This is a genomic window from Pseudomonas sp. G5001 (assembly GCF_013385475.1).
Classification (GTDB): Bacteria; Pseudomonadota; Gammaproteobacteria; order Pseudomonadales; family Pseudomonadaceae; genus Aquipseudomonas.
The window spans coordinates 7,737-30,164 of the sequence record NZ_JACAPZ010000040.1 but is presented as its reverse complement, the minus strand read 5'-3'; the positions used below and the strand labels follow the sequence as shown (position 1 = coordinate 30,164).

Below are 22,428 nucleotides of genomic sequence, written 5' to 3'. Positions count from 1 at the left end.
CTGATCGAAAGGTCAGAAACAATTTCACACACTACCATCGGGAGGCAGGGGTAGGGGAGTGCCTGAGTGGGAAATCTCCCATAGAAATGCACAGCAACCCATTGAACGGAAAGCTACGGTATGGTTCTCCTGTCAGGGTGTTAATTGTGCAAAGGAGTGAGATTGATGATGCTTTCAGAGCGTTACCGCGGCAGCCTGCTTGGCCTGGCGTGCGGTGATGCAGTAGGGACTACTGTTGAGTTCATGCGCCGTGGGTCGTTTGCCCCTGTCATCGATATGGTTGGTGGTGGGCCCTTTCAACTGTTACCGGGCCAGTGGACGGATGACACGTCCATGGCGCTTTGTCTGGCCGAAAGCCTGCTGCGCAAGAATGGTTTTGACGCTGCCGATCAGATGGGCCGTTATCTGAACTGGTGGAAGTGGGGCTACCTTAGCTCGACGGGTGAATGTTTCGATATTGGCACGACGGTTCGTGAGGCATTGGCGGAGTATCAGTACACCGGTGACCCGTTCGCGGGCTCCACCGATCCTTACTCAGCGGGTAACGGGTCGATGATGCGCCTGGCGCCGGTGGTGCTGTTCTATTTTCCGGATGCCGAGCGCCTGCGTGAGTTTACCGTCGACAGTTCCCGCACGACCCATGGCGCGATGGAGGCGATTGAATGTTGCCTCGTGCTGGCTGAGTGTATTGCGAATGCGCTGCGGGGGGATTCGAAACCGCAGGTATTGCAGGTCGGCTACCTGGAGTTGAGCGAATCCAAAGTTGCGGACATTGCTGATGGGCACTACCTCGACAAGGCGCGCAGTGACATCGTGGGTTCTGGCTACGCAGTGGCTTCGCTTGAAGCGGCGCTATGGTGTTTTCATCACACCAACAGCTTTGCCGAGGCTGTGTTGGCTGCCGCAAACCTGGGGGATGACGCCGACACTACCGCAGCGATCGTGGGTCAGTTGGCGGGCGCGTATTACGGCGTGCAGGGCATTCCGTCCGAGTGGTTGGGCAAGTTGTGGCAGTGTGAAGATATTCAAGAAACTGCTGACGCGTTGTATCAGGCGGCGCAACTCCAGGCAGCCGCACTTTAACTCAGTGTCTGCTAATCTGCGCTCGTTGAATCTCGACCGCCACCCGTGGACCTCTCAATGACATCGCCATCCGATCAAAACCTTGACCCCCAATCCGTCTGCAGCCCGATCACCAGCAGCGCCATTTTCATGGTCGCGACCCTGGCGCCTGGCAGTGACTCGGCTGAGGCGGTGCGCAGCTGGTGCGCCGATATCGCCGGCCTGGTGCGCTCGGTCGGCAAGCGTGTACCGGCGGGCAACCTGACGTGTGTCGCAGGGTTTGGCTCCAAGGCGTGGGATGCGCTGTTCGGGGGGCCGCGGCCAGCAGCGTTGCATCCGTTCAAGGAAGTGGGCGTGGCCGGGCGCCTGGCGCCGGCCACGCCGGGGGATATCCTGCTGCACATTCGTGCCGAGCAGATGGACCTGTGTTTCGAATTGGCCACCCAGTTGATGGCGGCGCTGGGGGATGCGGTGACGGTGGTGGACGAGGTCCAGGGTTTCCGCTATTTCGACATGCGCAGCATCATCGGTTTTGTCGACGGCACCGAGAACCCGGTCGGGCGCAAGGCGGTGGGCTTCACCATTGTCGGTGATGAGGATCCGGCGTTCAGCGGCGGCAGCTATGTAATGGTGCAGAAGTACCTGCACAACATGCAGGCCTGGAATGAATTGTCGGTGGAGGCGCAGGAGCGGGTGATCGGGCGTACCAAGCTGTCGGACATCGAGCTCGACGATGCGACCAAGCCGAGCAACTCCCACAGTGCGCTGACCACCATCACCAAGGACGGCGAGGAAGTGAAGATCCTGCGGGACAACATGCCCTTTGGCCGGCCGGGCGCGGGGGAATTCGGGACGTACTTTATCGGCTACGCGCGCTCGCCAGAGCCTTTGGAGTTGATGCTGGAGAACATGTTTGTCGGCCGACCGGTCGGCAACTATGACCGCCTGCTGGACTTCAGCACGGCGGTCACCGGCGGCCTGTTCTTCATACCGTCTGCGGATTTGCTCGAAGAACTGGCCGACCGCGCGCCTTAGGCCAACAACCCGGTGCTCACCGCCACAATCAGGAAAACCCCGAGCACCGCGCGGTAGATCACGAACGGCCAGGTGGAGAATCGCTCCAGGAACTTCATCAGGCCCCAGATCGCGAAGAACGCCGACACACTGGCAACCACCAGGCCAAAGATCAAATGCGGCCAGGCGTGGGCGGGCAGGTCGGCGTGGAACAATACCCACAGCTCTTTCAGCCCCGCGAGGGCGATCGCCGGCAAGCCCAGCAGGAACGAAAACCGCGCCGCTTCTTCACGCTTGAAGTTGAGGAACAGTGCGGCGGTCAGGGTCGAGCCCGAGCGGGAAACCCCTGGAATCAGCGCGCCGATCTGCGCAATGCCGACAATCAGCGCATCCCGCAGGCGCATTTCGCCCACCGTGCGCTTATGCCTCGCGCTGAGTTCAGCCGCCGCCAGCAGCACCGCCATCACCAGGCAGGAAATCCCGATCACCATCAGCCCGCGCAGCGGCGAGTTGCAGGAGTTGAGGGTCGACGACAAGGCTATCCCGGCAATCCCGATCGGAATCGTCGCCAGCACAATGGCCACCGCCAGCTTGAACCACTGGTTGTTGTAGTCACCCTGGCGCATCGCAGTGATGCTGCCGACCGTGACCTGGCGTACATCCTTCCAGAAGTAACTGACCACTGCTGCCAGGGCGGCCAACTGCATGGCTGCGGAAAACGCCGAGCCGGGATCCGGCCAGCCGAGCAGGGCGGGCACGATGCGCATGTGGGCGGTGGAAGACACGGGCAACAATTCGGTGATGCCCTGAATGATGCCCAGGATGCCTATTTGCAGGTAATCCAGGGACGCAAAGCCGACATCGAGGCCGCTGGTGCAGACGTTTGTCAAAGTACTTATCCTGAAAGCAAGGGGAGGGAAGTGACGCGGAGTTTAGTCTAACTTTGTAACGATTTTGTCGTTGACACGAGAAAAGCGCGATCGGTTCAGCAAGCAGAAAGCTTGGCCGGTGTATTGGCATTGCAGGTGGCTTTGTTGACAATGGCGGCCTGTTTTTTTGCCGAGATGCCCATGCCTGCAATCCCCGATACCACCGTCGAACTGATCGAGACCGGCCCGGAACACGCCACGTTGATCGCCAACCTTTACCAGTTCTACGCCTACGAGTCCTCGGACTGGGAACAGGAAGATGTCGAGGTGGACGGTCGCTTCTACATCCATGAGGAGCACCTGGCCCGCTACTGGGAAGACCCGCAATGGAGCGCCAACCTGTTATTGGTCGATGGCTTTATCGCCGGTTTCCTGCTGATCGAAGGCAGCGAACTCCCAGGGATCGACGCGCTGGAACTGGCGGACCTGTTCATCCTCAAACGCTACCGCCGCAAGGGCATTGGCCGCGCCATCGCCACCCAGGTCTTGAGCAGCGGCGAGGCGAACTGGCTGGTGCGTTTCTATGATCAGGATGAAGTGAGCCAGGCGTTCTGGCGCACGGTGTTGGATAACCTGCCGCGTCCGGTGCAGGCCATCGAGCTGGACGATGAGCCGAACCTGCTGAGTTTCCTGGTGACGCGCGCGGCGTTGCACTGAACCATCAACTGAACGCGGCGCCAGCCCCTGCACTGAACAATGCCGCCTGCATCGCCTGTGGCGGCTGGCCGAACGCCCGCAGGAATGCCTGGCGCATGCGCTCGCGATCACCGAACCCGGTCTCGCGGGCGACCACTTCCACCGGGTGCCGACTGGTTTCCATCATTGCCCGGGCGGCTTCCACCCGCAGGGATTCGATGGCCTTGGCCGGGGTTTGCCCGGTCTCCTCGCGAAACACCCGGCTGAACTGGCGTGGGCTGAGCCGCGCCACGGCCGCCAGGGCCTCGACCGAAAGGTCGTGGGTCAGGTTCTCCCGGGCGTAGGCCAGGGCCAGCTGCACACGGTCGGACTTGGGGTCGAGTTCCAGCAACGCCGATAGCTGCGACTGTTCGCTGCCACGGCGCTGGGCAATCACCAGCTTGCGCGCGATGCGGCGGGCGAGGTCGCTGCCCAGGTCGTTCTCCACCATCGCCAGCGCCAGGTCCACCCCGGCGCTCATGCCGGCACCGGTCCAGATCTGGCCGTCGACCACGAACAGCTTGTCTTCCTCCAGGCGAATCTGCGGGTAGCGCTTGGCAAAGGCCGGTGCGTGCAGCCAGTGGGTGGTGGCGCGCTTGCCTCCGAGCAATCCCGCCTCGGCCAGCACGAAGATGCCCATGCACAACGAAGCAATCCGCCGCGACTGTTTGGACGCCGCCTGGACCAGCCTCGGCAGGCTGGCGTCAGGCAGTTGGAACTCCAGGTAACCGCTGACGATCAATGTGTCATAGCCCTCGGGCCGGATCGGCGTGCTGTTCACCGAGAAGCCCTGGGACGTCATGATCGGGCCGCCACTTTCCGACACCAGGTGAAATTCATACGCCTGCTCGCCACGCAGCAGATTCGCGCACTCGAACACCGAGCCCAGGCTGAGGCTCAAGGATTGAAAGTTCGGGTACACCATCAGCGCAATGCTGTGCATCTCATCTCTCCAGGGGGCGCGGAGCGTTGATTGTCGGCGTGTGCCAGGGAAACGGCAACCGCCTTGGCGCAATGTCCGGAATCCTTGCGGACATGACATTGTGCGGTTTTGGCCCGGCTCCTAAGCTTGATTCCATTCCAACCCACATCACCCCGAGGCACTGGCACATGAAAGTATTGATGGTTTTGACTTCTCACGACCAGCTTGGCAACACCGGCCGCAAGACCGGGTTCTGGCTCGAAGAATTTGCTGCTCCCTACTACGCGTTCAAGGACGCCGGGGCCGACGTGACCCTGGCTTCGCCGGCCGGTGGGCAGCCGCCCCTGGACCCGGTCAGCGACCTGCCGGATTCGCAAACCGACCAGACCCGCCGCTTCGCCGCTGACCCGGCGGCGCAACAGGCCCTGGCCACCACCGTGAAGCTGGAGTCGGTCAACGCCGGCGACTTCGACACCGTGTTCTACCCAGGCGGCCACGGCCCGCTGTGGGACCTGGCAGAGTCGAAAACCTCCATCGCCCTGATCGAAGCCTTCGAGCGTGCGGGCAAGCCGATTGGCTTTGTGTGCCACGCCCCGGGTGCCTTGCGTCACGTCAAGGCGGTCAACGGCGAGCCGCTGGTCAAGGGCCGACGCGTCACCGGCTTCTCCAACTCCGAAGAAGCGGCGGTTGGCCTGACCGACGTGGTGCCTTTCCTGATCGAGGATGATTTCAAGGCACTGGGCGGCACGTATGAGAAGGGTGCCGATTGGCAGTCCTTTGTGATTGAAGATGGCCTGCTGGTCACCGGGCAGAATCCTGCCAGTTCCAGTGACGTTGCCAAATCGCTGTTGAAGCTGACCGCGTAACCCGCTGAATCCCCCCCAAAAGTACGTTGTTGGCGGCTCCCCTGAGCGGGAGCCGGCAGCTTCTGCTTGTCTGAAATTTGAATCCGGAACTTTCCCCCATGAGCAACAGCGCTTTAGGTACCCCGATCACACTGGGGCACCACACCCTGAAAAACCGCATCGTCCTGCCGCCGCTTACCCGCCAGCGAAGTGCCCAGCCCGGTGATATCGCCACGGACTTGATGGCGCTTTATTACCGCCAGCGCGCCACCGCCGGCTTCATGGTCAGCGAGGGCACGCAGATCGAGCCTCGCGGCCAGGGCTATGCCTGGACCCCGGGCATCTACACACCGGAGCAGATTGACGGCTGGCGTACCGTGACCGATGCCGTGCATGCCGAAGGCGGCGTGATCTTCGCCCAGCTTTGGCATGTGGGTCGCGTGTCCCATCACGAACTGCAGCCCGACGGCGCAGCACCCGTCGCGCCGTCGGCGATCCAGCCGCAGCAAGCCAAGGCATTCGTTGCAACCGGGCCCGGCACCGGTAAGTTGGTGCAGCCACCCGAGCCGCGCGCCCTGGCTACCGTCGAGGTCAAGGAGTTGGTGGGGCTTTACGCCCAGGCTGCAAAAAATGCATTGGCCGCAGGCTTCGATGGCGTGGAAATTCATTCGGCCAACGGCTACCTGGTCAACCAGTTCATCTCGGCGCATTCCAACCAGCGCGACGATGAATACGGTGGCTCACTGCACAATCGCCTGCGGTTCCTGCGGGAAATCGTCGAGGCGGTGGCCGAAGTAGCCGGCCCGCAACGCCTGGGTGTGCGCTTTGCGCCGTTGTTCAGCGGCACTGACCAGGACCGGGTCTACATCGGCCTCGTCGAGGAAGACCCGCATCACACCTACATCGAGGCGATCAAGGTGCTTGAGGCGGCCGGCATCGCCTACGTGTCGATTGCCGAGGCCGACTGGGACAATGCCCCCGAGTTGCCCGAGTCGTTCCGCCAGGCGGTGCGTGACACCTTCAGCGGCCGGATCATCTACGCCGGCCGCTACACCGCAGAGCGCGGCGTGCGGTTGGTAGAGGCGGGGCTGGCAGACCTGATCGCGTTTGGCCGGCCGTACATTGCCAATCCCGACTTGCCCCAACGCCTGCTCAACGGTTGGCCGCTGAACCCGTTGAACGCGGACGGCCTGTATGGCGGCACCGAGGTGGGCTTCACCGATTATCCGGTGTATGCCGGGTAGGCACGGGCTACTCGATCGGGTATTTGCCGAATGCCGGGTGCTGCTCGGCGAGGGCCGCGTGGCGTTGCAAGTGGGGAAACGCATCGGCCTTCACGACGTCGGCTATCTTCAGCTGGGTGAAGGACCAGGCGACCGCCACCGTCAGGCTCGCCTGGGTCAGCGGCGCGTCGCTGTCGCGCTCGGCCACCCGCGCCTCCAATAACGCATAGGCCGCCAGCAGTTGCCCGGTCACGCGGTCGATCCACGGCTGATGCAGTTTTTCGGCGGGCCGCAGGTGATGTTCGTAGACGATCTGCACGGTCTTTTCGCACGCTGCCAGCGCCAGGCCGATCACTTGCAGATCCCTGGCAAGCGCTGGGGCTGACGGGGGCAGCAATCGACTGCCGGCCGGCGCCAGGGCTTCCAGGTACTCGAGGATCAAGCCGGAATCCATCAGCACCGTGCCGTCGTCGAGCACCAGCGTCGGTGCCTTGACTACCGGGTTGATCCCGGAAAACTCATCGAAGGTGCTGAACACCGACAATGCCTGGTGTTCGAACGCGACGCCGTACAGTTCCAGGGAAATGGCCACGCGGCGCACGTAGGGCGAGTCCAGCATGCCGACCAGTTTCATGAAGCCTCCATTAACCGCAGTGTTTTGTTCTGATGACGTTATAAACCGTTTTTCCGCATGTTTATCAATCCACCCGCAACACAATCTTGCCGATATGGTCGCCACCTTCCATGCGCGCATGGGCCTTCGCGGCGTCGGTATAGGCATACACCTCATCGATCATCGGCAGGCAACGCCCGGCCGACAGCACCGGCCACACGTGTTCGCGCAGTTGTGCGGCAATCGCGGCTTTTTCTTCCCGGGTGCGTGAGCGCAACAACGAGCCGGTAACGATCGCGCGTTTGCCGAGGATCGCCAGCAGGTCGATGTCTTTGGCGCGTGCGCCGCCGAGGAAGCCCAGCATCACCAGGCGACCTTCCATGGCCAGGGCGCTGATGTTGTCGTTCAGGTAGGAGCCACCCATGATGTCGAGCACCACATTGACACCCTTGCCCGCGGTCTTGTCAGCGATGACCTCGGCGAAATTCTGTTCCCGGTAGTTGATCGGCTCGGCTCCCAGCTCGCGGATGGCGGCGCATTTTTCCACGCTGCCGGCGGTGGCGAACGCTTCGATACCGAACTCGCGGCAGAGCATCAGCGCGGTGGTGCCGATGCCGCTGGTGCCGCCATGGATCAACACGCGCTGGCCTTTATGCGCACCGCCGATGCCGAACAGGTTGGCCCATACGGTGAAGAAGGTTTCCGGGATCGCTGCCGCCTGAATCCAGTCCAGGCCATCGGGAACCGGCAAGGTCTGGCTGGCGGGCACTGCGCAGTACTGCGCATAACCGCCGCCATTGGTCAGGGCGCACACCTTGTCGCCCAGCGCGTACTCGCTGACGCCTTCGCCCAGCGCGACCACCACACCGGCCACTTCCAGCCCGGGAATCGGGCTCATGCCGGGTTTCATCGGATACGTGCCGGCGCGTTGCAGGGCGTCCGGGCGATTGACGCCGGCGGCGTGCACGCGGATCAGCACTTCGCCGGGGCCGACGACAGGGACCGGCTCCTGGCGTGGTTGCAGGACTTCGGGGCCGCCGGGGCTGGTGATTTCGATCAGGGTCATTTCGTGGGGCAGATTCATTTGAGCGCACCTGTAGCAATGAACGTATGGGTTGGGACCGCGCCCGTTACCGAGCGGTTCAGCCTGCTGGCGATCCTGGGTGTTTTCTCTGGTGCCCAGCATAGCCGTGATGAGTGATGCAATAATGCTGCGATTACACGTCACGCTGATGCAAAAATGCATTGAGGGGGAAAGCTATGAATTGGGACGATGCGCGGGTGTTCCTCGCGGTGTGCCGCGAGTCCACACTGCGCGGGGCCGCGCGGGTGCTGGGGGTGGATCAGGCCACCGTGGGGCGACGGGTCAATGCCCTGGAAAAGTCCCTGAACGCAACATTGTTCCTGCGCACCTCCGAAGGCTATGCGCTGACCGCCGTGGGTGAAGCCGCGTTGCAATCGGTGGAGAACATGGAGCGCTCGGCCCTTGACCTGGAGCGTCAGGTCCTGGGCCTGGACGACCGCCTGACCGGCACCGTACGGGTGACCACCACCGATTCCCTGGCCATCGACTTCCTGATCCCGGCCATTGCCCGGCTGCACGATGCGCACCCTGACGTGCGCGTGCAGATGGACGCTTCGACCCAGTTGCTTAACCTGGCCAAACGCGAAGCCGATATCGCGGTGCGCAATACCCGCCCGGACAACCCCGACCTGATCGCCCGGCGCATCGCCCGCTGGCCGGTGGGGCTGTTTGCCTCGCAAGCGTATATCGATCGGCACGGCGCACCCGAGCCGGGCAGCCTGTTCGAAGGACACGACCTGGTGGTGTACCAGCCGCACCTGCAAAGCCAGAAGGACCTGACCCTGGTCAGCGAGCCGCTGGGACGCGGGCGTATTGTTGCGGCCTTGAGTTCAAGCCTGTTGGTTCGCCGCTCCATCGCCGCAGGGATCGGTATCGGTGAGGTTCCGATAGTTTCCGGCGAACGCGACGGCCTGGTGCGGCTGTGGCCGGACCGTACGCGGCCGTTGCCCTACGATGTGTGGCTGGTGACCCATGCCGACCTGCGGCACACCGCGCGGGTGCGGGTGGTGATCGACGAGATCGTCGCGGGGTTTGCCGGCACCGGGGAATAGTACGACTGCCTGAAAAGGCCGGGTGTCAGCCCGGCCAGAAATAAGTCGTCGCAGGAGAACGCAATCGGCTCAGCGTTGCAGGAAGGCCAGCAGATCTTCGTTCAAGGCTTGCTGGTGGGTCACCGCAAAACCATGGGGGGCATCCTTGTACACCTTCAACTGCGCGCCTTTGATCATCTGCGCGGCGACCTTGCCGGTAGTTTCGAACGGCACGATCTGGTCGCCATCACCGTGGATAACCAGGGTCGGCACGTCGATCCTGGCCATGTCCGGGCGGAAGTCGGTTTCCGAGAACGCGGTGACGCAATCCACCGTCGCCTTGAGCGAGGCGAGCAGGGCGATGTTCAGTGTTTGAGTCAATACACCGCTGGAGACCTGTTGGCCCTTGTTGATGCCATAGAACGGCGTATTGAAGTCTGCCAGGAACTGCGCGCGATCCTTCAGCAACGCGGCCTTGAACCCGTCAAACGCTGCCATCTCGACACCTTGCGGGTAATCCGGCTTTTGCCCGAACAGCGGCGTCACCGCCCCCAGCAACACCAGCCCGGCCACGCGCGCGCTGCCATGGCGGGCGATATAGCGGCTGACATCGCCGCCGCCCATGGAGAAGCCCACCAGGGTCACGTCCTGCAGATCCAGATGGTTGATCAACTGGGCGATATCGTCGGCAAAGGTGTCGTAGTCGTTACCGGTCCAGGGCTGGTCCGAGCGGCCAAAACCACGGCGGTCGAACGCGATGGTGCGGTAGCCGCGGCTGCTCAGGTACTCCATCTGGTATTCCCACATATCGGCATCCAGCGGCCAGCCGTGGCTGAACAGCACCGGTTTGCCGGTGCCCCAGTCCTTGTAGTAGAGCTCGGTACCGTCTTGTGTGCGTAGAGTGCTCATGGCAAAACTCCTTGGGTGAGAGGGCAGCCAATACTATAGGCGCAGAATCGGACGAGGGACTTGTATGCCTGTGCTCGGTTGAACGGTTCAGCGTCTATGCTGGTCAACTGACTTCTACCGTCTGAACAAACAGGTGAACGAAATGGCCAAGACTTACAGCTACGCCGCTCGTGACTCCAAGGATTCCCTCAAACCCTTCACGTTCGAACGTCGCGCCCCCGGGGCCGATGATGTGCAGATCGACATCCTCTATTGCGGCGTCTGCCACTCGGACCTGCACACCGTACGCAACGAATGGAAAAACACCCTGTACCCGTCGGTACCGGGCCATGAAATCGTTGGCCGAGTGACCGCCGTGGGCGCCAATGTCAGCAAGTTCAAGGTGGGCGATTTGGCCGGTGTCGGCTGCATGGTCGACAGCTGCCAGCACTGCGAATCCTGCGCCGAGGGCGAGGAGCAGTATTGCGAAAACGGCTTCACCGGCACCTACAACGGCCCGGCTTTTGGCGGCGAAAACACCTTCGGCGGCTACTCGGACAATATCGTGGTCAAGGAGAAGTTCGTCCTGCGGATCTCCCACGACGAGAGCAACCTGGCGGCGGTCGCGCCGCTGCTGTGTGCAGGCATCACCACCTACTCACCGCTGCACCACTGGAACGTCGGGCCGGGCAAGCGCGTCGGCGTTGTCGGCCTCGGTGGCCTGGGCCATATGGCGGTGAAAATCGCTCATGCCATGGGCGCCTACGTGGTGCTGTTCACCACCTCGCCGAACAAGCGCGAAGACGGCCTGCGCCTGGGGGCCGATGAAGTGGTGGTGTCGAAGAACGCGGACGAAATGGCCAAGGTTGCCAACTCCCTGGACTTCATCCTCAACACCGTGGCCGCGTCCCACAATCTCGACGCCTTCCTCAACCTGCTCAAGCGCGACGGCACCATGACCCTGGTGGGCGCCCCGGATAGCCCGCACCCGTCACCGACCGTGTTCAACCTGATCTTCAAGCGTCGCAGCCTGGCCGGGTCGTTGATCGGTGGCATCCAGGAAACCCAGGACATGCTGGATTTCTGCGCCAGGCACGGGATTGTCTCGGACATCGAGATGATCGACATCCAGGGCATCAATGACGCCTACGAGCGCATGCTCAAGGGGGATGTGAAGTATCGGTTCGTGATCGACATCGAGAGCCTGAAGAAAGAAAAACACGCGGCCTGATTGATCGCTGCAGATCCCCTGTGGGGGGCGAGCTTGTGTGGGAGCGGGCTTGCTCGCGAAGGCGGTGTGTCAGTCGCTGTATCTGCCAGATGAACCACCGCTTTCGCGAGCAAGCCCGCTCCCACACAAGCCCGCTCCCACATTTTGATCTTCGCCGGTTTCTAGGCCGACAGGTGCTCATACAAAATCGTCGCACCCACCAGCATCAACACCACGCCGCCAACCATCTCGGCGCGCTTGCCGACCACAGTCCCCAACACCCGGCCAAGCATCATGCCGATGGTTACCATGGTCATCGTCGCCAAGCCGATCGCCGCAGCGGCCACCAGGATATTCACGTCGACAAACGCCAGGCCCACGCCGACCGCCAGGGCATCAATGCTGGTGGCAAACGCGGTCACGGCAAGAATCATGAACGAGTGCTGGCTCGGTTTCTCTTCCTCTGGATCATCGGCCTTCAAGCCGTTGTAGATCATGTGCAGGCCCAGGGCTACCAGCAGGGTAAAGGCGATCCAGTGGTCCCAGTTTTGCACCCAGCGAGTGGCGGCCTGGCCGATAGCCCAGCCGATGATCGGCGTGATCGCTTCAATCACACCAAAGATCAGCCCGGCCCGCAGGGCTTCGGTCAGGCGTGGTTTGTGCAGGCTGGAACCTTTGCCAATGGCCGCCGCAAAGGCGTCCGTGGACATGGCAAGGGCGAGAAGAATCAGGGAAATGGGGTTCACGGTAAGGCTTCCAGTCGGGCTGTATGAGTCAACGACACAACCACACGCCCGACTTCAGGCATGGATGTGTCGCTGGTCTCACCAACCAAAATGGTGTTCGCACCACGGCATGTTGCCGAGAATGTTGATACGAACGCTTCGAGAATCCGAAGCAGGCTACTCCCCAACGAGGTGGCGGATCATAGCCGCGCAATCATGAAAATTTTGTTAAGGACGCCTCACGGATGTTCCAGGTGACAGCGCACCTGCTGACTCATCCCACCCGTCAACCGCTGCGGCCGCTCACAGCCTTGTGTACGCCTCGGGCAGCGGTCGAGAAAGAAACACCCACCCGGCAACACCCGGTTCCCCGGCAGCTCTGTCGGTGCACTGACATACGCATCGTCCAGCGCCACCCCCAGCTTGGGCACCGCCTCCAGCAACAGCTGGGTATACGGATGCTTCGGCTGCTCCAGCACTTGCTCGGCACACCCCAGTTCCACGATCTGCCCCAGGTACATCACCGCCACCCGGTCGGCCATGTGCCGCACCACCGAAACGTTGTGGGAGATCAGGATGTAGGTCAGCCCCAGCCGCCGTTGCAGCTCGGCCAGCAGGTTGAGGATTTGCGCCTGCACCGAGATATCCAGGGCCGAGGTCGGCTCGTCCAGCACCAGGATGCTCGGGTTGGACGCCAGCGCGCGGGCGATGGCGATGCGTTGGCGCTGGCCACCGGAAAACTGGTGCGGGTAACGGTCCAGGTATTCGGCACGAATGCCTACCTGCGCGGCGACCTTGGCGGCGATGGTGCGCATTTCACTCTTGGGCGTGTCGCCTAGGGCGAACAGCGGCTCGGTGATGATTTTCCAGATGGGCAGGCGCGGGTCGAGGGACGATTGCGGGTCCTGGAATACGATCTGCACATGCCGGTGGCGTTCCCGGGCACTTTCGTAGACCCAGTCCACTTCACCGTCACTGGGCTTGACCAGGCCCATCAGCAATTGGGCGAGGGTGCTTTTACCACAGCCGGACTCGCCGACAATCCCCAGGGTTTCCCCACGGCGCACCTGCAAGTCGATGCCGTTGAGGGCGTGGGCATAACCGCGCGGGCGGCCCAGCCAGTCGGTTTTTACCGGGAACTTGACCCGTACATCCCGCAAAGCCAGCAGTGAATCTTGAGACACGGTCATTGCACCGACTCCCCGGCAGTCAGCCAGCACGCACTTTTGCGGGTGCCGGCAGGGTTGATCAGGTCCAGGCGCGGGCGCTCGATGCATTGGCTCATGGCCTGGGGGCAGCGTTCGCGAAAGGTGCAGCCTGAGGGCAGGGCGGCAAGGTTGGGCACCTGGCCGGGGATGGTCAGCAGGTCGTCGCCGGGTTTCACCTGTTCCGGTAAGCCGCTGAGTAGCCCTTGGGTGTAGGGATGGCGCGGGTCGCTCATCACCTGGGCGGTGGGGCCTTCTTCCACCACGGCGCCGGTGTACATCACATACACCCGGTCGCAGAACTGCGAGACCACAGCCATGTCGTGGGTGATCAGCAGGATCGCGGTGCCGCGTTCCCGGGCTTTTTCCCGCAGCAGCAACAGCACCTGGCGTTGCACGGTGACGTCGAGGGCAGTGGTGGGCTCGTCGGCGATCAGCAACTGAGGGTCGCAGGAAAACGCCAAGGCGATCATCACCCGCTGGCGCATGCCGCCGGAGAGTTCGAAGGGGTAGCTGTCGAGCACTTGCTCGGGGTCGGCGATGTGCATGTCCCGCAGCAGGGCGATGGCCTTGGCACGGGCGGCGGCCTTGCTCAGGCGCTGGTGGTGGATGATCACATCGAGCATCTGCCGGCCAATGCGCCGGGTCGGGTTCAGCGCGGTCATCGGCTCCTGGAAGATCATCGCCGCGTCACGCCCGCGAATCTGCAGCAGCTCCTTCTCGCTGGCACCGAGCATGTCGCGGCCGAGCATCTGCAAGCTGCCGGCGGTGATCCGGTAACTGCGTTCCGGCAGCAGGCGCAGGCTGAGCATCGCGGTCACGGATTTGCCGGAGCCGGATTCACCCACTACGCCGACGACTTCGCCGGGGTTGACGTGCAACGACACGCCGTTGAGTGCCTGGACGTTGTTGCGGTAAGCCGGGAATTCCAGGCTCAGGTTGTCGATGGCAAGCACTGCCGGACTGGACATGGTCATTTCCCCTGTTGCCGTGGGTCGAGCAGGTCACGAACACCGTCACCCAGCAGGTTGAAGCCGGTCGCGGTGACCAGGATCGCCAGCCCCGGAAAGGTCGAGTACCACCAGTTGTCGAGAATGAAATTGCGCCCGGTGGCAACCATCGCGCCCCATTCGGCGGTGGGCTGCTGTGCACCCAGGCCGATGAAACCCAGGGCCGAGGCCATCAGGATCGCGCTGCCGATGTCCAGGCTCAGTTGCACCAGCAACGGCGGCATCGCATTGCGGCCCACGTGCCACGACACGATGTGCCAGCGCCCGGCGCCGAAGGTCTGGGATGCCTTGACGTAGCCCATCTGCCGAATGCTCAGGGCCTGGCCCCGGGCCAGGCGCACGTAGAACGGGATGCGCACCACGGTGATTGCCAGCATCGCATTGAACAGGCTCGGGCCCAGTGCGGCGGCCAGGGCCATGATCAGCACCAGGGACGGCACCGACAGCATGATGTCCATCAGGCGCATGATCAGGCTGTCGAAACGCCCGCCGATGATCCCCGACAGGCAGCCCAGCAGCCCGCCCACCAGGCAGGACGAAAACGCCACGAACAGGCCCACGCCCACCGACTGGCGGCTGCCGTACAGCACCCGGCTGAACAGGTCGCGGCCGACTTCATCGGTGCCGAACCAATGTTCGGCGGAGGGTTCGGCCAGGCGTTGGGTCAGGTTCAAGGCATTGGGGTCATGGCTCGCCAACCAGGGGGCGAAGGCCATGCAGATCAGCACGATCAAGGTGATGGTCAGGCCGGCGATGGTCAGCGGGCTGCGGCGTATTTGATAGCCCAGGTACTCCATTCGCGCACGCCAGGTGGGGCGCTGTTCCAGGGGCACCGGTACGGGCATGGTCAGGGGAGCAGTCATCTCAATTCACCTCGCCGATGCGCGGGTCGACCACCCGGTAGAGCAGGTCGATCAGCATGTTCAGCAGTACATAAATAAACGACACCAGGATCGCGAAGCCCATCACCGCCGGGAAATCCAGGGACTGGATCGACTTCACCACATAGGCACCCATGCCCGGCCAGGCGAACACGGTTTCGGTCAGCACCGCGCCATACAGCAGGTCGCCGAGGGTCAGGCCGAGCACGGTGATCGACGGGATCAACGCGTTGGGCAAGGCGTGGCGCAGGATCACCGCCCAGCGCGACAGGCCGTAGGCGCGGGCGGTACGGATGTAGTCCTCGCCCAACTGGTCGAGCATCGCCGAACGAATCTGCCGGGCGACTACGCCGAGGTTGACGAAACCCAGGGTGACGGCGGGCAGGATCAGGTGTTCCAGGGCATTCAGGAACAGTGGGATATCGCCGGCCAGCAGCGAGTCGATCAGGTAGAACCCGGTGATGGTGCGCGGTGGTTCGAGGCCTTCATCCAGCCGCCCGCTGCCGGGCAGCCAGCCGAGCTGGCCGTAGAACAACACGATCAGGCCCAGGCCGAGCCAGAAGGCCGGCGTGGAAATGCCGGTAACCGCCAGCGTTCGGGCGATCTGGTCGATGGCGCGGTTGTGATACACCGCTGACAGCACCCCCAGCGGTACGCCCACCAGTACCGAGAGCAGCAGGGCGGCGACTGCCAGTTCGAGGGTCGCGGGGAAGAACGCTTTCAGGTCTTCCAGCACCGGGCGGCTGGTGCGGATCGAGGTGCCGAGGTCGCCGTGCAGCAGGTCGCTCATGTAGCGGCCGTATTGCTGGTACAGCGGCAGGTCGAGGCCCAGTTGATGGCGGATGTTCTCGACAATGGCGTCGCTGGCCCGGTCGCCGGCAATCAGGCGCGCCGGGTCACCCGGGATCAGGTGGGAGATGCAAAAGGTAATCAGCGAAACGCCGACGACGACCAAAATCAGGCCGAACAGGCGTTTGCGCAACATATTCAGGAAGGCCATGAGGGCTCCTCGGTAACGCGAGACATTTGGATCAGGAATACAGCCTGGAAAACACAGCAGGTCCAGTGTGGGAGCGGGCTTGCTCGCGAATACGGTGGGTCAGTCATACATCGGGTAACTGATACACCGCTTTCGCGAGCAAGCCCGCTCCCACATTTGATCGCGTGTTACTTACTGATCTCAGCCACGTTGAACACCTGCTCCAGCATCGGATGGAACACATAACCCTTCACCGAATCACGCATCGGCAGGGTGTAGTTCTTCTGATAGAGGTAGGCGTACACGCTGTCCTTGAGCACGATCTTCTGGGCTTCCTGATACAGCTCGGTGCGCTTGGCCGTGTCGTTGTTGGCCGCCGCATCACGAATCAGCTTGTCCACCACCGGGTTGCTGTAGAACGAACGGTTGCCCGGCAGGCCTTGCAGGGAGGAGTCGAACCAGAAGTTCATGTACATGTAGGGATCGGAGAAGTCCGGCGCCCACGAGCCGATGGACACGTCGAAGTCACCCTTGCCCAGGCGCTCGCGCATGGTGGCGTTGGCCAGTTTTTCCATCTTCAGGTTGATCCCCAGCGGCGCCAGGCTGGCTTGCAGGGTCAGGCCGATGGATTCCCAGTCCGGGTCCTTGTCGGAGTACATGTAATTCAGGTTGGTGATTTTTTCCGGGAGTTTCTTCAGGTTCGCGCCCGCGCTGTCCAGGTCCTGTTTCATCAAGGGCAGGCTCGGGTCATTGGCCCACATGCCGGCAGGAATCGGCCCGTTCATCAACTTGGCCTGGCCCTTGAGGATGCCGTCGACAATGCCTTTGTAGTCCACCGCATCAACGATCGCCTGGCGCGCATTCTGGTTGTTCAGCGGGGCTTTCTGGTTGTTCAGGTACAGGTAGGTCACCCGCAGCGACGGGAACTCCTTGATCACCACGTCTTTCTTTTTGGCCAGGTTGGTGAGCTGGTCCTGGGGCATGTCTTCGGCGATGTCCAGGTCACCGCGTTCCAGTTGCAGGCGGCGTACCGAGGCTTCGCTGATGATCTTGATCACCACCTTGTTCAGCGCGGGCTTGGTGCCGGCGTAGTAGGTGTTGGGTTCCAGGGTCAGGCTCTGGCCTTTCTGCCAGTTGCTCAGGCGAAAGGCGCCGGAGCCGGCGGTGTGGGTGGAGAGGTAGGCGTTGACGTCGCCCTGTTTCACCACGTCCGGGTTGATGATGCCGGCGCCGTTGTGGGCGAGGGTGTAAAGGAAGGGCGCGTAGGGCTTGGCCAGGGTGAAGCGCACGGTGAGCGGGTCGACCACGGTGACTTTCATGTCATCCGGGAACGCGCCCGACGGGCCTTGCTTGAGCTGCATCACGCGGTCGAAGGAGAACTTCACCGCATTGGCGTCGACCTCGGCGCCATCATCGAACTTGTTGCCGGGCTTGAGTTTGAAATCCCACACCAGCCCGTCGGCCGAGGTGGTCCAGCTGTCGGCCAGGTCGCCCTTGACCTCGGTGCTGCCCTTGCCGTTTTCGACTTTGTAGGCCACCAGCTTCTGGTACGCCGGGTACGTCACCGCCCAATCGTTATTGTCGATGGTCACGGCCGGGTCGAGGGTTTGCGGGTCGGCGGCCTTGCCGATCATCAGGGTGTCTTTGGGGGCGGCGGCACTTGCCGATTGCCACGCGCCCAGGCTCAGGGCGGCGCACAGCAGGGAGAGTGCGAGGGTCTTGCGGTTGCTTGGGGTCATGCCGGTTTCCTTGATTATTTAGAGGAAAAAGCGGGTTGGTTTATTTTTATGAAATCTATAACCGGGCAGTTGGAGCTAAAGGGTGCTGCTCATTATTGTGATGGTACGGTCCTTGTGATCAGTGTGACTCCTCAATTAATGGGAAAAGTTCGGCATTCGGCAATTCGTAATGCCACCACTCGGTGGCAATCGCCTTGAAGCCGGCGCCGAGCATGATGCCCAGCAACAGCAGGCGGTTGCGCTGCACCTGCGGCGGCAGGTCGGGGTAGAACTGGTGGGACCTGGGCTCCATGGCATCAAACGCCGTGCCCATGTCCAGGGGGGTGCCGTGTTCATCAATCAGTGTCAGGTCGACGGCCACGCCGCGGGTGTGGTGCGAGCCCAGGCGCGGGTCGCGCACGTAGTCCGGGTTGGGCAGGGCCTGCCACAACAGTTGCTGGGCGTAGGCCGGGCGATAGGCGTCGTAGATCAGCAACGTCATGCCGGCCTGGCGTGCCAACAGGCTCGCCTTGCGCAGGCAGGCCGCCGCTTCGGCGTGCAGCAGGCAGCGGGCATTGCGGTAGATCACGGTGCCTGCCAGGTTGTCGGCACTGGCGTAGATCAGGTCGACCTGTACCGGGTATTCCGGTGGGGCGATTTCTACCAATGGGCTGGTTTTCACTCAAAGATTTCCTTTCCAGGGTCAGGATTCGAACTGGCCGAAGGCCTGTTGCAGGGCGCGGTTTTTTGCCAGGCGTGCATCCAGTCGCTCGCCGTAGCGGTCAGCGACGGCAGACACCATCAGGTTGAACAGGCACGTCAGGGGCGCCATGGAGTCCCAGAACTGGCCGACATCGGTTTTCAATTGCAGCAGGTCCAGGTCGTAGTCCCGGGCCCAGGGGCATTGCAAGTCAGTGATCAGCGCCAAGGGTAGACCCTGGGCGTTCGCGGTCTCGCAGAACGTGGGCGTGATGCTGGAATAGGCGCGGAAGTCCGCTGTAATGGCGTAGGGTTTTTCAAAGCCGGAGTTCAGGGTCTCGGCGTAGATCCCCGACAGGCCATCGACGTAATAGACCTTGGGGCGAATGTATTCCAGGTGACTGTGGAACGCATTGAGGATGCCCCGGGTGGACTGGATACCGAGGATGAACACGGCGTCGGCGTCCACGATGTGCTGCACGATGTCGGCGAAACCCTGGCTGCGGGCCAGGCCGTACACATGCTGGATGGCTTCGATCTCGCGGTTGAGGGAACGGTCGAGGGCGTCTTCCTGATCGTTCTCCTGGCGAAACGCGCCCAGGCGGTCGGTGATCAGCCAGGAGGCTTGCGGGTCGCCGCGCAGGCCTTGCTTGACGTCATCGAGGTTGCGATAACCCAGGGTTCGCAAGAAACGCCCCACTGAAATCCCGGTGGTGCCGGCTTGCTGGGCGATGCTGTCGGCGGTTTCGAACGGCAGCTGTTGCAGGTTGCCCAGCAGGTAGGTCGCGATGCGCTTGCCGGTGGGCGTCAGCGTCGGGAACTGCTGTTCCAGCGTGCGCTGGAAGCTGTTTTTATCCATGACGTTTTCGCGCAGGCCGGTCATTGATGTTACTCATGTTTCATGATTTTGATGTCTGTTAGAAACATAACATCGGCAATCGCGATAACACAATGGCTTTTTTTGCACTGGGCGGGCAGGGGGGGACAAGCGGCGATCAAGGCCTCTGGGGTTTCACCGAAGTACCGAACGTATTGCCCATGCGCACACTGGTCGCTGCGGGTGTAGAGAGCCCGATCTGGTTCGGCTTGCGTTTGTCGATGGGCACCTGTTGCGCCTGCTGGTTCTTTTGCGTGGCCTTGGCGGCGTCCGGGTGGTTGCCCATCTGCTGGCTCAGGCAGCCATAGTCCGGTGCCTTGTAGCCATCCACGTTCACCTCTGTGCAGCCATTCGGCGTTCCTTCGGCGTGGGCCATCAGCGGCAGGGCAGCACACAGCAACAGGCTGGCGAGGGTCGGTAACAGGTTCATCGGTGCCTCCTGGCGAGCCCTGGGAAATGGGCCGGTATGGCTCAAAAGTGTAGTGCAGCGGGCTGCCCGTCACCGTGATGTTTTTTTTGCTGGCACCGTAACATCAGGTTCATAAACTGGCCTCAGGATGACGGTTTTGTAGGCTATGTCGGACGTGTTGCGATGCTGAGCAGGGGGGCTTGGAGGCGCGCGGGCTGCTGCCTGGCTCTGCTGTTGGGGCTGGCGCAGGCCGTGCGCGCCGAAGTGACCCTGGACCTGCCCGCGCAGAACCTGGATAGCGCCCTGCAGGCGTTCAGCCATGCCACCGGCATGGCGGTGCTGGTGGACCGCGAGTTGACCCGGGGCCGGCGCTCCATCGGCGTGCATGGCCGCTACAGTGCGCAGCAAGCCCTGGGCCTGCTGCTGACAGGGAGTGGCCTGATGGCGCGTTATGCCCGCAGCGATGCGTTCACCCTGCAAGTCCCCGAGGTCAGCCAGCCGGCCACGACGCGGGGGCTGAAGGCAGGGCATGCAGCACGGATCAACAACAGCTATGCCGCGGCCTTGCAGCAGGCGATCGAACGCAGTTTGTGCCGTTCGCCGCTGACCCGCCCCGGCAGTTTCCGGGCGCTGGTGCAGGTGTGGGTCAACGGTGACGGGGTGATCGAACACAGCCGCCTGGTCAGCTCCACCGGTGACCTGCAGCGTGACGAAGCGCTGGTACGCGGCCTGGGCGCCACCCGGGTCGAACGCCCGGCGCCCAGTTCGCTGCGCTTGCCGGTGACCTTACTTTTGATGCCCGATTCAACAGGAACACGCATGGAATGCACAGCAGGGGAAGGAGTTTCCGGGGCATGAAAGATACCGGCCACAGCATGATGGTCAGCCTGTTCCTGGCGTCCTACGAGGACTTCAAGGTACGCCTGCGCAAGCGCCTCGGGTCCGAGGACCTGGCCAACGACGTGCTGCACGAGACCTACCTGCGGGTCGACCGCATGGACGTACCGCCGAACTTGGCGCAACCCAATGCCTACCTGTATCGAATGGCGCTGAACATCGCCGCTGACCGACGCCAGGCGGATGCGCGACTGTTGACCGGCAGCGAAGTCGAAGAGCTGCTGCAGACCGTCGATGAAGCCCAGGACCCGTCGCGGGTGGTGGGTGGCCAGCGGGAAATCCAGTCCTTGCTCAAGGCCCTCTACGAACTGCCGGCGCGGCGGCGCCAGATCCTTATCGCTGCACGTCTGGAAGAGGCGCCACACCTGGAGATCTCCAGGCGTTTCGGGATTTCCACGCGCATGGTCGAAAAGGAAATCAAGGCCGGGCTGGGCCACTGTGCACAGCGCCTTGAAAGAAAAGTGATCCAGCGGTTCGGTCCCGGGGCCGGAAAACCGTCTTAGTGATTGAGTCCCTGATAATCCGTTGAGTACCTGCGCGCTTGAACATTTTTAACCTCTCCGCTGCCCGTGCTGCGCCCGACAGCCCCCTGCACGATGAAGCGCGTGACTGGCTGGTGCTGCTGACGTCGGGCCGGGCCACCGTTGCTGATGCCAAGGCGTTGCGCCAGTGGTGCGCCCAGAGCCCGGAGCATGCCCGGGCGTTCGAGCAGGCCAAGGTGTTGTGGCAGCAATTGGCTCCCGCCGCCGAGCAGTTTTCCCGGCCGCGGCATTTTGGGCGGCGGGCGTTTTTGGGCGGGGCGATTGCGGCGTCGGCGGCGGTGTTGATGGTGCGGGTGACGGTGCCGGGTGGGTTTGCCGGGTTGACGGCGGATTACCGCACCGAGGTCGGGGAGCAGCGGCGGGTGGAGTTGGGTGATGGGGTTCGGCTGGAGCTCAATACGCAGACGCGGATCAGCCGGCGTGAGGGTGGGATTGAGTTGTTGGAGGGGGAGGTCGAGGTGCTGGCCGATGCTGCGATGCCGCTTCAGGTTCAGGCGGGTGGAGGGTGGTTGAGTGCGGCTCGGGCGCGGTTCAATGTGCGCAATACGGATCACAGTGTGTGTGTGACGTGTATTGATGGGGCGCTGTTGGTGGGTGTTGGGGGGCGTACGGTTCGGCTTGAGGGTGGGCGGCAGCTGACTTATGACGCCAGCGGTGTGGGTGAGCCGGTGGCGGTGGACGTGCAGGCTGTGGTGGCTTGGCGGGAGCAGGTGCTGGTGTTTGATAATGCGACGCTGGCGACGGTGGTGGATGAGATCAATCGCTATCGGCCGGGGATGTTGCTGCTGATGAATGCGCAGTTGGGCAAGCGGCGGGTGCAGGCGCGGTTTAGTCTGCATCAGTTGGCGGGGGTGGCGCTTTTGATTCGCGATGCGTATGGGGCCAAGTGTACGGAGTTGCCTGGCGGTGTAGTTTTGTTGAGTTAGATCGGTGTGCATATCCGTTAGTTAGGTAACGGCTGCTTCAAAATCAAAAGCACAGCGGCCTCCC

24 protein-coding genes and 1 riboswitch are annotated in these 22,428 nt (G+C 62.6%); of the genes, 10 read left to right on the top strand and 14 right to left on the bottom strand.

Annotation, left to right across the window (positions count from 1 at the left end; all coding sequences use genetic code 11):
• The first annotated feature begins 165 nt into the window (after nucleotides 1–165).
• Both HX805_RS27570 and HX805_RS27565 read left to right on the top strand, forming a co-directional pair.
• A complete protein-coding gene (locus tag HX805_RS27570) occupies nucleotides 166–1,083 on the top strand; it encodes an ADP-ribosylglycohydrolase family protein (protein ID WP_177010062.1) in 918 nt (305 codons plus the stop codon).
• 57 nt (nucleotides 1,084–1,140) lie between these two features.
• Nucleotides 1,141–2,097, top strand: a complete 957-nt coding sequence (locus tag HX805_RS27565; protein WP_177117484.1) for a Dyp-type peroxidase — start codon at nucleotides 1,141–1,143, stop codon at nucleotides 2,095–2,097.
• Here the strand turns inward: HX805_RS27565 and HX805_RS27560 are convergent.
• Complete coding sequence (locus HX805_RS27560) at nucleotides 2,094–2,966, bottom strand: undecaprenyl-diphosphate phosphatase (protein WP_177023365.1); 873 nt, start codon at nucleotides 2,964–2,966, stop codon at nucleotides 2,094–2,096. The two genes, HX805_RS27565 and HX805_RS27560, sit on opposite strands and share 4 nt — an antisense overlap.
• A 189-nt stretch (nucleotides 2,967–3,155) precedes the next feature.
• Here HX805_RS27560 and HX805_RS27555 point away from each other — a divergent pair, with 189 nt between their 5' ends.
• Nucleotides 3,156–3,662, top strand: coding sequence for a GNAT family N-acetyltransferase (locus HX805_RS27555; RefSeq protein WP_032898758.1), 507 nt, complete (start codon nucleotides 3,156–3,158; stop codon nucleotides 3,660–3,662).
• Between the two features lie 4 nt (nucleotides 3,663–3,666).
• Here HX805_RS27555 and HX805_RS27550 read toward each other — a convergent pair whose 3' ends face one another.
• A complete protein-coding gene (locus HX805_RS27550; protein ID WP_177117483.1) occupies nucleotides 3,667–4,623 on the bottom strand; it encodes a GlxA family transcriptional regulator in 957 nt (318 codons plus the stop codon).
• A gap of 167 nt (nucleotides 4,624–4,790) precedes the next feature.
• On the opposite strand from HX805_RS27550, the gene HX805_RS27545 reads away from it, so the two are divergent.
• A complete protein-coding gene (locus HX805_RS27545; protein ID WP_177029380.1) occupies nucleotides 4,791–5,468 on the top strand; it encodes a type 1 glutamine amidotransferase domain-containing protein in 678 nt (225 codons plus the stop codon).
• Between the two features lie 98 nt (nucleotides 5,469–5,566).
• Entirely contained in the window at nucleotides 5,567–6,691 is a 1,125-nt protein-coding gene (locus HX805_RS27540; protein WP_177029381.1) for an alkene reductase, read from the top strand.
• Between the two features lie 7 nt (nucleotides 6,692–6,698).
• On the opposite strand, the gene HX805_RS27535 is transcribed toward HX805_RS27540, so the two are convergent.
• Together HX805_RS27535 and HX805_RS27530 are read right to left on the bottom strand one after the other, a co-directional pair.
• Nucleotides 6,699–7,304, bottom strand: a complete 606-nt coding sequence (locus HX805_RS27535; RefSeq protein ID WP_177010059.1) for a glutathione S-transferase — start codon at nucleotides 7,302–7,304, stop codon at nucleotides 6,699–6,701.
• A gap of 64 nt (nucleotides 7,305–7,368) precedes the next feature.
• The gene (locus HX805_RS27530; protein WP_177029382.1) at nucleotides 7,369–8,367 is read right to left on the bottom strand and encodes an NAD(P)H-quinone oxidoreductase; all 999 of its coding nucleotides are present in this window, start codon (nucleotides 8,365–8,367) and stop codon (nucleotides 7,369–7,371) included.
• Nucleotides 8,368–8,543: 176 nt separating this feature from the next.
• On the opposite strand from HX805_RS27530, the gene HX805_RS27525 reads away from it, so the two are divergent.
• The gene (locus HX805_RS27525; RefSeq protein ID WP_008431428.1) at nucleotides 8,544–9,419 is read left to right on the top strand and encodes a LysR family transcriptional regulator; all 876 of its coding nucleotides are present in this window, start codon (nucleotides 8,544–8,546) and stop codon (nucleotides 9,417–9,419) included.
• Nucleotides 9,420–9,488: 69 nt separating this feature from the next.
• Here the strand turns inward: HX805_RS27525 and HX805_RS27520 are convergent, their stop codons facing one another.
• Entirely contained in the window at nucleotides 9,489–10,307 is an 819-nt protein-coding gene (locus HX805_RS27520) for an alpha/beta fold hydrolase (RefSeq protein WP_003220116.1), read from the bottom strand.
• A 142-nt stretch (nucleotides 10,308–10,449) separates the two neighbouring features.
• Here HX805_RS27520 and HX805_RS27515 point away from each other — a divergent pair, with 142 nt between their 5' ends.
• A complete protein-coding gene (locus HX805_RS27515) occupies nucleotides 10,450–11,517 on the top strand; it encodes an NAD(P)-dependent alcohol dehydrogenase (RefSeq protein ID WP_003220118.1) in 1,068 nt (355 codons plus the stop codon).
• Between the two features lie 161 nt (nucleotides 11,518–11,678).
• Here the strand turns inward: HX805_RS27515 and mntP are convergent, their stop codons facing one another.
• From mntP to HX805_RS27470, 9 genes are all read right to left on the bottom strand, one after another.
• Nucleotides 11,679–12,242, bottom strand: a complete 564-nt coding sequence (gene mntP, locus HX805_RS27510; RefSeq protein ID WP_177020851.1) for a manganese efflux pump MntP — start codon at nucleotides 12,240–12,242, stop codon at nucleotides 11,679–11,681.
• Nucleotides 12,243–12,252: 10 nt separating this feature from the next.
• A riboswitch (yybP-ykoY riboswitch) is annotated at nucleotides 12,253–12,419 on the bottom strand.
• Between the two features lie 41 nt (nucleotides 12,420–12,460).
• Nucleotides 12,461–13,411: an oligopeptide/dipeptide ABC transporter ATP-binding protein gene (locus HX805_RS27505; RefSeq protein WP_003220120.1), complete on the bottom strand. Its 951-nt coding sequence runs from the start codon at nucleotides 13,409–13,411 to the stop codon at nucleotides 12,461–12,463.
• Entirely contained in the window at nucleotides 13,408–14,403 is a 996-nt protein-coding gene (locus HX805_RS27500) for an ABC transporter ATP-binding protein (RefSeq protein WP_032898749.1), read from the bottom strand. The genes HX805_RS27505 and HX805_RS27500 overlap by 4 nt, the downstream gene beginning before the upstream one ends.
• On the bottom strand, nucleotides 14,400–15,281 hold the full coding sequence (ddpC, locus tag HX805_RS27495; RefSeq protein WP_371317087.1) for a D,D-dipeptide ABC transporter permease: 882 nt from the start codon (nucleotides 15,279–15,281) through the stop codon (nucleotides 14,400–14,402). Before ddpC ends, HX805_RS27500 begins: the two co-directional genes overlap by 4 nt.
• 19 nt (nucleotides 15,282–15,300) lie before the next feature.
• The gene (locus HX805_RS27490) at nucleotides 15,301–16,317 is read right to left on the bottom strand and encodes an ABC transporter permease (protein ID WP_008431420.1); all 1,017 of its coding nucleotides are present in this window, start codon (nucleotides 16,315–16,317) and stop codon (nucleotides 15,301–15,303) included.
• Nucleotides 16,318–16,484: 167 nt separating this feature from the next.
• Nucleotides 16,485–18,035, bottom strand: coding sequence for an ABC transporter substrate-binding protein (locus HX805_RS27485; protein WP_008431417.1), 1,551 nt, complete (start codon nucleotides 18,033–18,035; stop codon nucleotides 16,485–16,487).
• A gap of 118 nt (nucleotides 18,036–18,153) precedes the next feature.
• A complete protein-coding gene (gene ddpX, locus HX805_RS27480; RefSeq protein ID WP_177117482.1) occupies nucleotides 18,154–18,696 on the bottom strand; it encodes a D-alanyl-D-alanine dipeptidase in 543 nt (180 codons plus the stop codon).
• Between the two features lie 21 nt (nucleotides 18,697–18,717).
• Nucleotides 18,718–19,572, bottom strand: coding sequence for a MurR/RpiR family transcriptional regulator (locus HX805_RS27475; RefSeq protein WP_032898755.1), 855 nt, complete (start codon nucleotides 19,570–19,572; stop codon nucleotides 18,718–18,720).
• Nucleotides 19,573–19,708: 136 nt separating this feature from the next.
• Nucleotides 19,709–20,020 (bottom strand): hypothetical protein, encoded by a 312-nt coding sequence (locus HX805_RS27470; RefSeq protein ID WP_177117481.1) that lies wholly within the window; start codon nucleotides 20,018–20,020, stop codon nucleotides 19,709–19,711.
• A 162-nt stretch (nucleotides 20,021–20,182) separates the two neighbouring features.
• Between HX805_RS27470 and HX805_RS27465 the strand changes: the two genes are divergently transcribed.
• Genes HX805_RS27465 through HX805_RS27455 form a run of 3 tightly spaced genes read left to right on the top strand, consistent with a single transcriptional unit; the run spans nucleotide 20,183 to nucleotide 22,364 of the window.
• Entirely contained in the window at nucleotides 20,183–20,857 is a 675-nt protein-coding gene (locus HX805_RS27465; RefSeq protein ID WP_177010051.1) for a secretin and TonB N-terminal domain-containing protein, read from the top strand.
• Nucleotides 20,854–21,399 carry an RNA polymerase sigma factor gene (locus HX805_RS27460; RefSeq protein ID WP_102605758.1) on the top strand — a complete coding sequence of 182 codons (546 nt, stop codon included), beginning with the start codon at nucleotides 20,854–20,856 and terminating at the stop codon, nucleotides 21,397–21,399. The genes HX805_RS27465 and HX805_RS27460 overlap by 4 nt, the downstream gene beginning before the upstream one ends.
• 38 nt (nucleotides 21,400–21,437) lie before the next feature.
• Entirely contained in the window at nucleotides 21,438–22,364 is a 927-nt protein-coding gene (locus tag HX805_RS27455) for a DUF4880 domain-containing protein (RefSeq protein ID WP_008431412.1), read from the top strand.
• The last annotated feature ends 64 nt before the right edge of the window (nucleotides 22,365–22,428 follow it).

Bases quoted from the DNA above. Each gene is read 5' to 3' on its own strand.
- HX805_RS27490 (WP_008431420.1), bottom strand. From the start codon at position 16,317: ATGGCCTTCCTGAATATGTTGCGCAAACGCCTGTTCGGCCTGATTTTG.
- HX805_RS27475 (WP_032898755.1), bottom strand. From the start codon at position 19,572: ATGGATAAAAACAGCTTCCAGCGCACGCTGGAACAGCAGTTCCCGACG.
- HX805_RS27525 (WP_008431428.1), top strand. From the start codon at position 8,544: ATGAATTGGGACGATGCGCGGGTGTTCCTCGCGGTGTGCCGCGAGTCC.
- HX805_RS27535 (WP_177010059.1), bottom strand. From the start codon at position 7,304: ATGAAACTGGTCGGCATGCTGGACTCGCCCTACGTGCGCCGCGTGGCC.
- HX805_RS27565 (WP_177117484.1), top strand. From the start codon at position 1,141: ATGACATCGCCATCCGATCAAAACCTTGACCCCCAATCCGTCTGCAGC.
- HX805_RS27545 (WP_177029380.1), top strand. From the start codon at position 4,791: ATGAAAGTATTGATGGTTTTGACTTCTCACGACCAGCTTGGCAACACC.
- HX805_RS27485 (WP_008431417.1), bottom strand. From the start codon at position 18,035: ATGACCCCAAGCAACCGCAAGACCCTCGCACTCTCCCTGCTGTGCGCC.
- HX805_RS27505 (WP_003220120.1), bottom strand. From the start codon at position 13,411: ATGACCGTGTCTCAAGATTCACTGCTGGCTTTGCGGGATGTACGGGTC.
- HX805_RS27550 (WP_177117483.1), bottom strand. From the start codon at position 4,623: ATGCACAGCATTGCGCTGATGGTGTACCCGAACTTTCAATCCTTGAGC.
- HX805_RS27520 (WP_003220116.1), bottom strand. From the start codon at position 10,307: ATGAGCACTCTACGCACACAAGACGGTACCGAGCTCTACTACAAGGAC.
- HX805_RS27460 (WP_102605758.1), top strand. From the start codon at position 20,854: ATGAAAGATACCGGCCACAGCATGATGGTCAGCCTGTTCCTGGCGTCC.
- HX805_RS27540 (WP_177029381.1), top strand. From the start codon at position 5,567: ATGAGCAACAGCGCTTTAGGTACCCCGATCACACTGGGGCACCACACC.
- HX805_RS27470 (WP_177117481.1), bottom strand. From the start codon at position 20,020: ATGAACCTGTTACCGACCCTCGCCAGCCTGTTGCTGTGTGCTGCCCTG.
- HX805_RS27530 (WP_177029382.1), bottom strand. From the start codon at position 8,367: ATGAATCTGCCCCACGAAATGACCCTGATCGAAATCACCAGCCCCGGC.
- HX805_RS27500 (WP_032898749.1), bottom strand. From the start codon at position 14,403: ATGACCATGTCCAGTCCGGCAGTGCTTGCCATCGACAACCTGAGCCTG.
- HX805_RS27465 (WP_177010051.1), top strand. From the start codon at position 20,183: ATGCTGAGCAGGGGGGCTTGGAGGCGCGCGGGCTGCTGCCTGGCTCTG.
- HX805_RS27515 (WP_003220118.1), top strand. From the start codon at position 10,450: ATGGCCAAGACTTACAGCTACGCCGCTCGTGACTCCAAGGATTCCCTC.
- ddpC (WP_371317087.1), bottom strand. From the start codon at position 15,281: ATGCCCGTACCGGTGCCCCTGGAACAGCGCCCCACCTGGCGTGCGCGA.
- HX805_RS27570 (WP_177010062.1), top strand. From the start codon at position 166: ATGATGCTTTCAGAGCGTTACCGCGGCAGCCTGCTTGGCCTGGCGTGC.